General features: G+C 68.4%; 11 protein-coding genes and 1 pseudogene. 6 read left to right on the top strand and 6 right to left on the bottom strand.

Going from position 1 to position 13230, the window contains the following annotated elements:
• Positions 1-61: 61 nt before the first annotated feature.
• A complete protein-coding gene (locus ACX12F_RS09630; protein WP_459370292.1) occupies positions 62-451 on the bottom strand; it encodes a polyketide cyclase / dehydrase and lipid transport in 390 nt (129 codons plus the stop codon).
• A gap of 118 nt (positions 452-569) precedes the next feature.
• Here ACX12F_RS09630 and ACX12F_RS09625 point away from each other — a divergent pair, with 118 nt between their 5' ends.
• Complete coding sequence (locus tag ACX12F_RS09625; protein WP_459369354.1) at positions 570-2360, top strand: AMP-dependent synthetase/ligase; 1791 nt, start codon at positions 570-572, stop codon at positions 2358-2360.
• A 15-nt stretch (positions 2361-2375) separates the two neighbouring features.
• Here ACX12F_RS09625 and ACX12F_RS09620 read toward each other — a convergent pair whose 3' ends face one another.
• From ACX12F_RS09620 to ACX12F_RS09605, 4 genes are all read right to left on the bottom strand, one after another.
• Positions 2376-3515 carry a glycosyltransferase family 4 protein gene (locus ACX12F_RS09620; RefSeq protein ID WP_459369353.1) on the bottom strand — a complete coding sequence of 380 codons (1140 nt, stop codon included), beginning with the start codon at positions 3513-3515 and terminating at the stop codon, positions 2376-2378.
• Positions 3516-3533: 18 nt separating this feature from the next.
• The gene (locus ACX12F_RS09615; RefSeq protein ID WP_459369352.1) at positions 3534-4304 is read right to left on the bottom strand and encodes a peptidase; all 771 of its coding nucleotides are present in this window, start codon (positions 4302-4304) and stop codon (positions 3534-3536) included.
• 41 nt (positions 4305-4345) lie between these two features.
• Entirely contained in the window at positions 4346-5509 is a 1164-nt protein-coding gene (ripC, locus tag ACX12F_RS09610) for a peptidoglycan hydrolase RipC (protein WP_459369351.1), read from the bottom strand.
• A gap of 153 nt (positions 5510-5662) precedes the next feature.
• A complete protein-coding gene (locus tag ACX12F_RS09605; protein ID WP_459369350.1) occupies positions 5663-5914 on the bottom strand; it encodes a hypothetical protein in 252 nt (83 codons plus the stop codon).
• An 83-nt stretch (positions 5915-5997) separates the two neighbouring features.
• On the opposite strand from ACX12F_RS09605, the pseudogene ACX12F_RS09600 reads away from it, so the two are divergent.
• Positions 5998-7860: pseudogene (locus tag ACX12F_RS09600) on the top strand (DEDD exonuclease domain-containing protein); the annotation flags it as partial.
• Here ACX12F_RS09600 and trpD read toward each other — a convergent pair.
• Positions 7798-8898 (bottom strand): anthranilate phosphoribosyltransferase, encoded by a 1101-nt coding sequence (gene trpD / locus ACX12F_RS09595; protein WP_459370291.1) that lies wholly within the window; start codon positions 8896-8898, stop codon positions 7798-7800. The pseudogene ACX12F_RS09600 and the gene trpD sit on opposite strands and share 63 nt — an antisense overlap.
• A 60-nt stretch (positions 8899-8958) precedes the next feature.
• Here trpD and ctaE point away from each other — a divergent pair, with 60 nt between their 5' ends.
• Genes ctaE through qcrB form a run of 4 tightly spaced genes read left to right on the top strand, consistent with a single transcriptional unit; the run spans position 8959 to position 13230 of the window.
• The gene (gene ctaE, locus ACX12F_RS09590; RefSeq protein ID WP_455983155.1) at positions 8959-9570 is read left to right on the top strand and encodes an aa3-type cytochrome oxidase subunit III; all 612 of its coding nucleotides are present in this window, start codon (positions 8959-8961) and stop codon (positions 9568-9570) included.
• A gap of 50 nt (positions 9571-9620) precedes the next feature.
• Positions 9621-10433 (top strand): cytochrome bc1 complex diheme cytochrome c subunit, encoded by an 813-nt coding sequence (qcrC, locus tag ACX12F_RS09585; RefSeq protein WP_459369349.1) that lies wholly within the window; start codon positions 9621-9623, stop codon positions 10431-10433.
• A complete protein-coding gene (gene qcrA / locus ACX12F_RS09580; protein WP_459369348.1) occupies positions 10430-11593 on the top strand; it encodes a cytochrome bc1 complex Rieske iron-sulfur subunit in 1164 nt (387 codons plus the stop codon). Before qcrC ends, qcrA begins: the two co-directional genes overlap by 4 nt.
• Positions 11590-13230 (top strand): cytochrome bc1 complex cytochrome b subunit, encoded by a 1641-nt coding sequence (gene qcrB / locus ACX12F_RS09575; RefSeq protein ID WP_459369347.1) that lies wholly within the window; start codon positions 11590-11592, stop codon positions 13228-13230. Before qcrA ends, qcrB begins: the two co-directional genes overlap by 4 nt.

Raw genomic sequence — 13230 nt, 5'->3', positions numbered from 1 at the left:
GCCCGTCTGCCGAGCTCTCAATGTACCGCCAGCGCGCGGCCCTGGCCGGGCGATGCGGGCCTCAGGCCAACCGGGACACGCCCACCGGGCGGGTCCGCTCGAGGTCGTTCTTGATCTCGAAAGCCATGTCCTTACCGGCCACCCGGCGCCGATGGTTGAGCTCTGCCAAGTTCAGCTCCGCCAGCGCCGCGCCCGTCACACCCGTCGGCTCGGCGTGCAGGAAGTAGTGCAACACGACACCGTCCATGACGCCTTCCAACCAGACCTCCATGGTCCCGGTCAGCGCGCCGGTGACGGTCCACCGCTGCCCCGCCGGGCCACGGTCCTCGACGACCGTCAGCGACAGGTCCGGCCACCATCGCCGCCAGCTGCTCTGGTTCGCCACGGCGGCACCGACAGCGGCAGGGTCGGCGCACACGAAGGTCTCGTCGGCGATCTGGATGCTGTTCATCCCCACCAGCTTCACATACGGCTCCACGCTGTGACGAAGCACCCGACTACGCTGAGCACGGCATTGCTGTCACGGCGCTGCCAGTACTGCTTTGCTCTGACCTGAAAGGCCCCACACCGTGCGTGAGTTCAGCGTTCCCGCATCGTTCACCGTCGGCGAGTACGACAACGTCGCCGCCCCGGTGTACTCCCTCGAGCGCGATGATCCCAACCACGTAGCCATCCAGCGCTTGGTTGACGGCACCTGGACCGACGTGACCAGCGCCGACGTTGCCGCCCAGGTCCGGGCCACCGCACTCGGTCTGATCGCCAAGGGCGTCAAGGCCGGCGACCGCGTGGTGCTGCTGTCGGCGACCCGTTACGAGTGGCCCATCATCGACTTCGCGATCCTGTCGATCGGTGCGGTGACGGTACCCATCTATGAGACCTCCGCCGCCGACCAGATCCGGCACGTGCTCGCCGACTCCGGCACTGTCCTGGCGTTCGCCGAGACCGACGCCCATGCCGCCAAGATCGAGTCCATCCGGTCCGAGGTGCCCGCGCTCGGCGAGGTGCTGGTGATCGAGGACGGCGCCCTCGAACAGCTGGCCGCCGCCGGTGCCGGCGTGGACCGCGCCGAACTGGACGCCCGCCTGGCCGGGATCAGGTCGAGCGACCCGGCCACCCTCATCTACACCTCGGGCACCACCGGCCGCCCCAAGGGCTGCCAGCTGACCCACGCCAACCTGCTGTCCGAGCTGCGCGGCGTCAAGGCCTGCTTCCCCGACCTGCTGGCCAAGGGCCAGAAGCTGCTGGTGTTCCTGCCGCTGGCACATGTGCTGGCCCGCGCGGTCGCGGTCGCCGGCTTCAGCAACCAGGTGACGCTCGGCTTCACCAGCGACATCAAGAACCTGGTCCCGATCCTCGGGGTGTTCAAGCCGACGCTGGTGGTGTCGGTTCCGCGGGTGTTCGAGAAGGTGTACAACACCGCCGAGCAGAACGCCCGCAACGACGGCAAGGGCAAGATCTTCCAGATCGCGGCCGACACGGCGATTGAGTGGAGCAAAGCGCAGGAGACCCCCGGGGGTGCCGGTCTGCTTCTGGGCCTCAAGCACGCGGTGTTCGACAAGCTGGTGTACGGCAAGCTGAAGGCCGCCCTGGGCGGCAACTGCGTCGGCGCCATCTCCGGCGGCGCCCCGCTCGGCGCCCGCCTCGGCCACTTCTACCGCGGCGTCGGCGTCACCATCTACGAGGGCTATGGCCTCACCGAGAGCAGCGCCGCCATCACCGTCAACCGGATCGGCGAGTTGAAGGTCGGCACCGTGGGCAAGCTGGTGCCCGGCAACAGCATGCGGGTCGCCGAAGATGGCGAGTTGATGGTGTCCGGCGGCGTGGTGTTCAGCGGCTACTGGAACAACCCGACCGCCACCGACGAGGCCTTCACCGACGGGTGGTTCCATACCGGTGACCTCGGTGCCATCGACGACGACGGTTACCTGTCGATCGTCGGGCGCAAGAAAGAGATCATCGTGACCGCCGGCGGCAAGAACGTCGCCCCGGCGCCACTGGAAGACGTCATGCGCGCGCACCCGCTGATCAGTCAGGCCATGTGCGTCGGCGATCAGGAGCCGTTCATCGCCGCGCTCATCACCATCGATCCCGAGGCCTTCGAGGGCTGGAAGCAACGCAACGGCAAGGACGCCGGCGCATCCGTCGGAGACCTCGCCGCCGACCCCGAGCTGGTCGCCGAGGTCCAGAAGGCCGTCGACGACGCCAACCAGACCGTGTCCAAGGCCGAGGCGATCCGGAAGTTCCAGATCCTGCCCGTCGATTTCACCGAGGACACCGGCGAGCTGACGCCGACGCTCAAGGTCAAGCGCAACGTGGTCGCCCAGAAGTTCGCCGCCGAGATCGCGGCGCTCTACAGCTGACGCGACGAAGGAGCACTACAACAATTCCGAGAGCCGTTCGCCCTTGAGCTTCCACTGCCAGTTGTCGACGACGAACTGACGGCCGGCGGCGCCCATCGCGGCGCCCCGGTCGGGATCGGCCAGGATGTCGCCGATGGCCGCGGCGATCGCGGCGACATCCCGGCCGTCGACCACGTGACCGGTCTTGCCTGCCACGACGGTTTCCGGCGCGCCACCGGAGTCACCGGCGACCACCGGCACCCCGCAGGCCGAGGCCTCGAGGAAGACGATGCCCAGTCCCTCGACGTCGAGCCCGTTCCCCCGCGTGCGGCACGGCATGGCGAAGACGTCGGCCATCGCGTGGTGCGCCGGTAGTTCGTCGCCGGGCACGCCGCCGGTGAACACCACATGGTCGGAGACGTCGTAGCGCTGTGCCAGCTTCTGCAGATCGTCGCGGTAGGGCCCGTTGCCGACGATCACCAGCGCGGCACCGTCGATCCGCTGCCGAATCGTGGGCAGCGCCCGGATCAGCATGTCCTGCCCCTTGCGCGGCACCAGGCGCGACAGGCAGACGATCACCGGGCGCCGGCCCAACCCGTAGCGAGCCCGCAGCTCGGCCCGGGCCACCTCGTCGGGGACGAAGCGGTTCACATCCACCCCGGGCGACAGGTATTCCAGTGCCGCGTCCGGCCCGAATGCCGCGGCGAACCGGTTGCGGGTGTAGTGGCTGACGAACGTCACCACGTCGGTGTTGTTCCCGATGTGGCGCAACGCGTTTCGCGCGACGGGCAGCATCGACCAACCCACCTCGTGGCCGTGCGTACTGGCCACCACCCGACTTGCTCCGGCGTCGCGCGCCAGCGGGGCCAGCAGGGCCAGTGGCGCCGCCGCGCCGAACCACACGGTGTCGATGTCGTGCTCGGCGATGATTCGGCGCATCCGCAGCGCGACTGTCGGTTCCGGCACCATCAGCGTCGTCGGGTGACGGACCACTTCGTATCCGGCGGCTGCCGCGGCCCGGTCGTACTCCGGGGCGCCCTTCCATTTCGGCGCGTAGACCGTCAGCTCGTGTGACCCGCGGCCGAGCAGCTCGCCGACCAGGTTCTCCAGATACGACTGGATGCCGCCACGGCGGGGCGGAAAATCATTGGTCAGCAGCAGAACCCGGGATGACATCGCGGTCAGGCTATCGCGTCAGACCCGGGCCGCGAGCCATCGCTGCCACGCAGCGGTCAGCGCGTCACGGTCCAGGCCGAGGGTGGCATGCAGCGCGGTGTCCAGGTCGGGGTGCCCGACACCGCACGCCGCCAGATACAACCGGCGCAGGGCCGGATCGCCGAACTGCGCGCCGACGAACCGGGCGAACCACCAGGCGCGGTCATAGGCCAGCGACAGTGCCGGTCCGGTGACCTGAAAGTCGGCGTTGGTGGGCAGTACTGCCATATCGGCGGGCGCGGGACGCGGCGTACGCGGGCGGCTGACGTAGTCGGCGACGCCCTCGGTGAGGCACCAGGGCGCGGCGGCGGCCGTGACGGGCCGTGAGGCGTAGTGGAAAAGCTCGTGGCGCAACACGATTCGCAGGGCGCCGGGTCCCATCGCGGCGGCGCCGGGCGCGAACACGATGCGGTCGACGGTGGTGGCCGCGGCGAACTCCTGACGGCCACCGGCCAGTGCCCGGAATTCCTCGTCGGTGCCAGTGGTCACGATGGTGATCTGCCGACGCCAGTCGTCGCCCCAGAAGCTGCTGACCGCGGCGACCGCACCGTCGAGCTCACCGGTGATGCGGCCCGGCAGCGTCGAGCCGGGGTCCAGAATCAGGAGTTCGACTGTCCGGCCATCAGCGAGCCGCGTGGTGGTCGGCGCTGACGGCGCGGGTGATGGTGACGGCGCGGGCGCCGATGACACGACCTCGTTTGGGTGGCCGTGGCTCAGCACCACGGTCGCGGCAGCCGCCTCAGCGGTCAACAGACCGAGGACAGCCCGTCGTGTGAGGCGTCGGGAGAGGCTCAGTAGCGACGCACGTTGTAGATCGGCGCGTTGTCGACCGGCGCCACGCGCACAGGCACACCGAACGTCGAGGCGTGGACCATCATGCCGTCGCCTATGTAGATGCCCACGTGCGAGGCATCGGAGTAGTAGCTCACGACGTCACCGGGCTGCATTTGATCGCGCGACACCGGCTGTCCGCCGGCCGCCTGCGCGTAGCTCGAGTGCGGCAGCGAGATCCCGGCCTGCTGGAACGCCCACATCACCAGGCCCGAGCAGTCGAACTGGCCTGGGCCGGCGGCACCCCACACATACGGGTCGCCGATGCGGGTGAGAGCGGCCTGGACCGCGATCTGACCGGTAGCGGTACCGCCGTTGTCCGAGGGCACGGGCAGCCCCTCGACCGGCGGGTTGGGGCCCGCGGCGTTGATGGACGGATCCTGCCCGGGCGCCGGAGGCACAGCGTCAGGAGCCGGCGGCACGCCGACCGGCGGCGGGGCCGGCGGGGCGGCGGCGGGAGCCGGGGGCAGGGCCGCCAAGGCCTCGCGCTGACTCGGCGTCAGCGCGGCGTAACGGGACTTGACGATGGCGATCTGCACCTGCAGCTTGCTTTGCTTGGACTGCAGATCGGCACGCACCGCGGCGGCCTGCTCGGCGGCGGTCTTGGCGTCGGACGCCAACTTCGCCGAGTCGGCCTCGGCCTTGGTGGCCGAATCGGAGGCGCTGTGGAAGTTGGCCATCTGCGCGGAGATCTCACTGGCCATCACGCGCTGGACCGAGAGCTGGTCGATCAGTCCCTGCGGCGAGTCCGCGGTCAGGATTGCGTCGATGCCGTCGGTCCGCCCGCCCATGTACTGCGCTGCAGCAATCTTGTCGACAGACGCCTGGTAGGTAGCCAGGTCGTTCTTGGCCGCTTCCGCAGCTGCCTCGGCGGCCTCATGCTTGGCGTCGGCGGCCTTAGCGGCAGCCAGCTTCTTGTCCAGATCCAGCCGCGCGCCGTGCATGGCCTCGGTGGTCTGCTCCGCCTGGCGCGAGAGCTCGTTGAGCTTTGCTACGGCGTCGTCCGCCGGATCGGCCTGGACGTTGCTCGCAAATACGCTGCCGAGTATGGTGAGCCCCGCGATGGCACCGGCTACTGGTCGTTTAAGACTGCATTTGGTGCGGTGTGTGCGGTGGAGACTCAAGATTTCGCGTCCTTCAACTGCGGGTTCGAGCCGCTTCGAACTCAGTGAGGTCTCGAATAGGTTACGAAACGGCATCGGCGTTGTCCAACGGGAATGGCCAATCTATCAGCCCGCTCCCCGATCCCGTTAACCAGCATCACAATGTGAGGGTCGTCACGCTACGCCCGTGGTGCTTGACTTTGGCTTGTTTTCAGTGCTGATCCCTCCCTTCGGCCGCCCGATCGGGACGAGCCGAAGCCGGGGCGCCAGGCCGGCGTCGGCGAGCACCTCCAGCGCGCGACGCTCGTCGTCCATCAATGTTTCGGGCACACCCAGCAAAACACTGACCACGCAGTCACCGCAGCCGGGACCACGCACCGCGCAGTCGTCGCAGTCGATCTTCACCGGCCCGTTGTCGAACTTCATCTCTGATTCCTCTCATCGGTTGAGGCGCACGCTAGCGACGTCCACCGACAAAAAGCGCGCGTGATCAGCAACCCGATAACGGAATGACATCGATGGGATTTCTTGTCGGTCCCGGCCCCTACTGTCACGTCATGGGCTCCGGCAGCACCACCGATCAGCTGGCTTTCGATCTTGACGAGGCGTTGCTGCGCGACACCACGTTCGTGGTGGTCGACCTGGAGACCACCGGCGGCCGGGCCCGGGCGGACGACACCGGCGGCGGCTGGGACGCCATCACCGAGATCGGTGCGGTCAAGGTGCGCGGCGGCGAGATCATCGGCGAACTGGCCACCCTGGTCGACCCGGGTCGCGCCATCCCGCCCCAAATCGTTCAGCTGACCGGGATCACCACGGCCATGGTGTGCGACGCCCCGCGCATCGAATCGGTGCTGCCCGCGTTTCTCGAGTTCTGTCGCGGCGCCGTCCTGGTCGCCCACAACGCGGGTTTCGACATCGGTTTCCTGCGGGCCGCGGCCGAGCGGGCGCAGCTGCCCTGGCCCAACCCGCCGGTGCTGTGCACGGTCAAGCTGGCCCGCCGGGTACTGACGCGCGACGAGGCGCCCAGCGTCCGACTCTCGGAGCTGGCCCGGCTGTTCCGTGCCACCACCACGCCCACGCACCGGGCCCTCGACGACGCCCGTGCCACCGTCGACGTGCTGCACGGGCTGCTGGAACGCATCGGCAATCAGGGCGTGCACACGCTGGCCGAACTACGCGGCTATCTCCCCGACGTGACCCGCGCGCAGCGCCGCAACCGCAAGCTCGCCGACGCCCTGCCGCACTCCCCCGGCGTGTATCTGTTCCGCGGGCCGTCCGAGGAGGTGCTCTACGTCGGCACCGCGGTCGATCTGCGCCGCCGGGTCCGGCAGTACTTCACCGGCGCCGACCCGCGCGCCCGCATGAAAGAGATGGCGTCCCTGGCTATCCGGGTCGATCACGTGGAGTGCGCCCACGAGCTGGAAGCCGGGGTCCGCGAACTGCGGCTGCTCGCCGCGCACGCGCCGCCCTACAACCGACGCTCGAAAGCTCCGCACAACTGGTGGTGGGTGGCACTCACCGACGAGGCGTTCCCCCGGTTTTCGGTGGTGCGAGCACCGCGGCACGATCGCGCCGTCGGCCCGTTCCGGGTCCACGCCGACGCCGTCGACGCCGCCCTGCTGCTGGCCCGCTTCACCGGCGTGCGGACGTGCACGACGCGGTTGGCACGAGCAGCCCAGCATGGGCCGCAGTGCCCTGAGCGCGAGCTCTCGCCGTGCCCAGCGCCCCGCGGTATCAGCGCGGACGCCTATGCCGAATTCGCCGCGACGGCCGCGAGAAACGTCGCCGGCGTTGCTGATTCCGCACTCGCCACGGCGCTGAACCACATCGACGATCTGGCCGCCGCAGGACGTTTCGAGACCGCGGCCCGGCTGCGGGACCATGCCGCAATCGTCATCGACGGGCTGTGGCGCGGGCAACGCTTGCGGGCTCTGACCGCGCTACCGGAACTGGTGGCCGCCCGGCCCGACGGCGCCGGTGGCTGGCACCTCGTCGTGGTCCGGTACGGCCAGTTGGCGGCCGCCGGCAACGCACCGCGGCGGGTGCCGCCGATGCCCGTCGTCGACGCGATATCCGCTGCGGCACAGGTGATCCTGACATCCGACCGGCCCCTGGGCGGCGCACCCGTCGAGGAGGTGGCACTGATCGTGCGCTGGCTGGCCGCCCCCGGTGTGCGGATCGTCCGCACCGATTCCGGCACCGGACCGGGGGCCGGCTACTGCCTGCCGATCACCGCGGCCGGCCGGTGGGCCGAGTGGGCCGCCGCCGCCCGGTCCGCCCGGGCGGCGGCGCAGCAAGCCGAGCGGTCAGACCTTCTGGGTGAACCGAGCCCACCGTGCGAGCAGCTTCTCGGCCGCACCCGAATCGATCGCCTCGGTGGCACGGGCCAGACCGCGCTCCCACGCCGGCACCCACTGGGCGTCGCTGGATAGCCCGGCATGAGCCACCATTGCCCCAGCGGCGTTGAGCACCACGGCATCCCGGACCGGACCGGCCTGGCCCGCCAGCACCGCACGCACCGACTCCGCGTTGGCCGCGGCGTCGCCGCCTGTCAGCTCACTCAGTTCGGCGCGGGCGAAGCCGAACGCCGCCGGGTCCAGCGTCAGCCGGTCAACGGTGCCGGCCTGCACCCGCCAGATGGTGCTCGTCGTCGTGGTGGTCAGCTCATCGAGCCCGTCGTCGCCATGCACCACCAGCACGCTGGAACCGCGCGCGGCGAACACACCAGCCATCACCTCGGCCAATTCCGCCCAGGCGCAGCCGATCAGGCCGGCCCGCGGCATCGCGGGATTGGTCAGCGGCCCAAGCAGATTGAAGACCGTCGGCACCCCGATCTCGCGCCGCACGGCAGACGCGTGCCGGTAGGACTGATGGAACTGCGGGGCGAACGCGAAGCCGATGCCGACCTCGGCAACCGAGCGGGCGACGTCACCGGGCGACAGATCGATCCGGACGCCCAGGGCCTCCAAGGTGTCGGCACCGCCGGACAACGACGACGCCGCGCGGTTCCCGTGCTTGATGACGGGCACCCCGCACGCGGCCACGACGATCGACGCCATCGTGGACAGGTTCACGGTGTTGGAACCGTCCCCTCCGGTGCCCACGATGTCGACCACATCGGTGCCGATCGCCGCGAGCGCGTCGGCGGGCACCTTTCGGGCGTGTCGCAGCATCACATCGGCGAGTTCGGAGACCTCCGCGGACGTCGGTCGCTTCATCTTCATCGCAATGGCGAAAGCAGCGATCTGCGCCGGGGTCGCGGTACCGGTCATGACCTGGTCCATTGCCCACCCCGCCTGACCCGCGGCAAGGTTCTGGCCGGTGGTCAGCCGGCCCAGGATCTGAGGCCACAGCGGCCCGTCGGCGGTCGGTTCCTGATGAGGATCGATGGTTGGCACGGACCCGATTATGACCAATGTCGGCACCCGGGTGGAGTTCAACAACTACAAAGCGTCATACTTACCGCTGTGACGAGCGCTGTAGGTACCTCTGGAACCGCGATCACGTCGCGGGTGCATTCGCTGAACCGGCCGAATATGGTCAGTGTCGGCACCATTGTGTGGCTTTCCAGTGAGTTGATGTTCTTTGCTGGGCTGTTCGCAATGTATTTCACCGCGCGTGCTCAGGCCGGCGGCGTATGGCCGCCGCCCCCCACGCACCTGAACCTGGCCGAGGCCGTTCCGGTGACGTTGGTGCTGATCGCGTCGTCGTTCACCTGCCAGATGGGCGTTTTCGCCGCCGAGCGCGGTGACGTCTTCGGCCTGCGCCGGTGGTACGTCATCACGCTGATCATGGGCACGTTCTTCGTCGGCGGCCAGGCGTTCGAGTACTACATGCTCGTCAGCGAAGGCACCACGATCCCGAGCAGCGCCTACGGTTCGGTGTTCTACCTGGCCACCGGATTCCACGGTCTGCACGTCATCGGCGGTCTCGTGGCGTTCATCTACCTGCTCGCCCGCACCAAGATGAGCAAGTTCACGCCGGCACAGGCCACCGCTGCCATCGTCGTGTCCTATTACTGGCACTTCGTCGACATCGTGTGGATCGCCCTGTTCGCCACCATCTACTTCGTCCGATGATCGGCTCGCCGATGGGTCCGACGACTAACTCGTCGATGAGAAGGGGTTCGATGACCAGCAAGTCCCGTCGTCGGTTACACCGGCGCCTCTCAGCAGCGATGCTGCTGCTGCTCGGACTTCTAGTCGCTGGTGGCCTGGCGGCCACCCTGACGCCGCGGCCGCAGGTCGCGGTCGCCGACGAGTCGCAGCTGGCTCTGCTGCGCACCGGCAAGCAGTTGTTCGAAACGTCGTGCGTCTCCTGCCACGGCGCCAACCTGCAGGGTGTGCCCGACCGCGGCCCGAGCCTCATCGGCGTCGGCGACGCGGCGGTCTACTTCCAGGTGTCCACCGGCCGCATGCCCGCCATGCGCGGTGAGGCTCAGGCGCCCCGTAAGGACCCGGCGTTCGACGAGCACCAGATCGATGCCCTCGGCGCCTACATCCAGGCCAACGGCGGCGGCCCCGAGGTCCCCCGTGACGCCAACGGCCAGATCAACCAGCACTCGTTCCTCGGTGAGAACGTCGCCCGTGGTGGCGACCTGTTCCGCCTGAACTGCGCTTCCTGCCACAACTTCACCGGCAAGGGTGGCGCACTGTCGTCGGGCAAGTACGCGCCTGACCTCGGCAAGGCTGCCGAGGTACCGGCGCAGGTGTACACCGCCATGCTCACCGGCCCGCAGAACATGCCCAAGTTCTCGGACCGTCAGCTGACCCCGGAAGAGAAGCGCGACATCGTCGCCTACGTCCATGAGTCGGCTAACGCCCGCAGCCAGGGCGGCTACGGCCTCGGCGGCTTCGGCCCCGCGCCCGAGGGCATGGCGATGTGGATTATCGGGATGGTCGCCGTGATCGGCGTGGCTATGTGGATCGGATCGCGAGCATGAGCGACAACGTGAACATTCCCAGTGACGCGGAACTGCGCGACATGTCGCGCGAGGAACTCGTCGAACTGGGCGGAAAGATCGACGGCGTCACCACCGTCTTCAAGGAGCCCCGCTGGCCCGTCGAGGGCACCAAGGCGGAGAAGCGCGCCGAGCGTCAGGTCGCGGCCTGGCTGCTGCTCGGTGGCCTCTCGGGCCTGGCCCTGCTGCTGGTCTTCCTGTTCTGGCCGTGGGAGTACAAGCCGTTCGAGTCCGACGGTGAGTTCATCTACTCGCTGGCCACCCCGCTGTACGGCCTGACCTTCGGTCTGTCGATCCTCGCGATCGGCATCGGTGCGGTGCTCTTCCAGAAGAAGTTCATCCCCGAGGAGATCTCGATCCAGGACCGCCACGACGGCGCCTCCCCCGAGATCCACCGGGCCACCATCGCGGCCAACCTGACCGATGCACTCGAGGCCTCGACCCTCAAGCGCCGCAAGCTGATCGGCTTGTCGCTCGGCGTCGGCCTGGGTGCGTTCGGCCTGGGCACCGCGGTCGCCTTCATCGGCGGTCTGATCAAGAACCCGTGGAAGCCGGTGGTTCCGACCGCCGAGGGCAAGAAGGCCGTCCTGTGGACGTCCGGCTGGACCCCCCGTTTCCACGGCGAGACCATCTACCTGGCCCGGGCGACCGGCCTGCCGGGTGAGTCCCCCTTCGTGAAGATGCGTCCCGAGGACCTCGACGCGGGCGGCATGGAGACCGTGTTCCCGTGGCGCGAGTCCGACGGCGACGGCACCACCCTCGAGTCGCACGAGAAGCTGTCCGAGATCGCTCTCGGTGTGCGTAACCCGGTGATGCTCATCCGCATCAAGCCCGAAGACCTGTCCCGCGTGGTCAAGCGCCAGGGCCAGGAGAGCTTCAACTTCGGCGACTTCTTCGCGTACACCAAGGTGTGCTCGCACCTGGGCTGCCCCTCGTCGCTGTACGAGCAGCAGACCTACCGCATTCTGTGCCCCTGCCATCAGTCGCAGTTCGACGCGCTGCACTTCGCGCGGCCGATCTTCGGGCCGGCCGCCCGCGCCCTGGCGCAGCTGCCGATCACGATTGACAAAGAGGGCTATCTGGTCGCCAACGGCGACTTCATCGAACCCGTCGGACCGGCATTCTGGGAGCGCAAATCATGAGTCCCAAGCTCGCTGACATCGCTGCCGCACAAGGCAATGCGATCGACTCGCGGTACCACCCGTCGGCCGCGGTACGCCGCCAGCTGAACAAGGTCTTCCCGACGCACTGGTCCTTCCTGCTCGGTGAGATCGCGCTCTACAGCTTCATCGTGCTGCTGCTCACCGGCGTGTACCTGACCCTGTTCTTCGACCCGTCGATGACCGAGGTCGTCTACCACGGCGTCTACCAGCCGCTGCGCGGCGTGCAGATGTCGCGGGCCTACGAATCGGCCCTCGATATCTCGTTCGAGGTCCGGGGTGGCCTGTTCGTCCGCCAGATTCACCACTGGGCCGCCCTGATGTTCGCCGCGGCGATCATGGTCCACCTGGCGCGCATCTTCTTCACCGGCGCGTTCCGCCGCCCGCGTGAGGCCAACTGGATGATCGGCTCGCTGCTGCTGATTCTGGCCATGTTCGAGGGCTACTTCGGCTACTCGCTGCCCGACGACCTGCTGTCCGGCATCGGTCTGCGCGCCGCGCTGTCCTCGATCACCCTGGGTATCCCGGTCATCGGCACCTGGATGCACTGGGCGCTGTTCGGCGGGGACTTCCCCGGCCACATCATCATCCCGCGCATGTACGCCCTGCACATCCTGCTGATCCCGGGCGTCATCCTGGCCCTGATCGGTGCGCACATGGCGCTGGTCTGGTTCCAGAAGCACACGCAGTTCCCGGGTGCCGGCCGTACCGAGAAGAACGTCGTCGGCGTGCGCGTCATGCCGGTGTTCGCCGTCAAGTCCGGCGCATTCTTCGCCATGGTCACCGGCATCCTGGGCATCATGGGCGGTCTGCTGCAGATCAACCCGATCTGGGAGCTGGGCCCCTACAAGCCCTCGCAGGTGTCCGCCGGTAGCCAGCCCGACTTCTACATGATGTGGACCGAAGGCCTCGCCCGTATCTGGCCGGCCTGGGAGCTCTACCCGTTCGGCCACACCATCCCGGCCGTCATGGGTGTTGCGGTGATCATGGGCCTGGTGTTCGGTCTGCTGATCGCGTGGCCGTTCCTGGAGAAGAAGTTCACCGGCGACGACGCGCACCACAACCTGCTGCAGCGTCCGCGTGACGTGCCGGTGCGCACCGCCATCGGTGCCATGGCCATCGCGTTCTACATGGTGCTGACCCTGGCCGCAATGAACGACATCATCGCGCTCAAGTTCGACATCTCCCTGAACGCGACCACCTGGATCGGTCGTATCGGCATGGTGGTCCTGCCCGCAGTCGTCTACTACCTCACCTACCGCTGGTGTGTGGGCCTGCAGCGCAGCGACCGCGCGGTGCTCGAGCACGGCATCGAGACCGGCATCATCAAGCGCCTGCCGCACGGTGCCTACGTCGAGCTGCACCAGCCGCTCGGCCCGGTCGACGACCACGGCCACCCGCTGCCGCTGGAGTACCAGGGTGGCGCCCTGCCCAAGCGCATGAACAAGCTCGGCTCGGCCGGCTCGCCCGGCACCGGCAGCTTCCTGTTCGCCGACTCCGCCGTCGAGCAGGCCGCCCTCGCCGACGCCGAACATGCCGCCGAGCACAAGGCGCTGACCGCGCTCAAGGAGTACCAGGACGAGATTTCGCCCGCCAATGGCTCCAACGGGCATCACTAG

Source organism: Mycolicibacterium sp. HS_4_1, assembly GCF_054515875.1.
The sequence above is the reverse complement of the archived record's forward strand: the minus strand, read 5'-3'. Positions and strand labels throughout refer to the sequence as shown.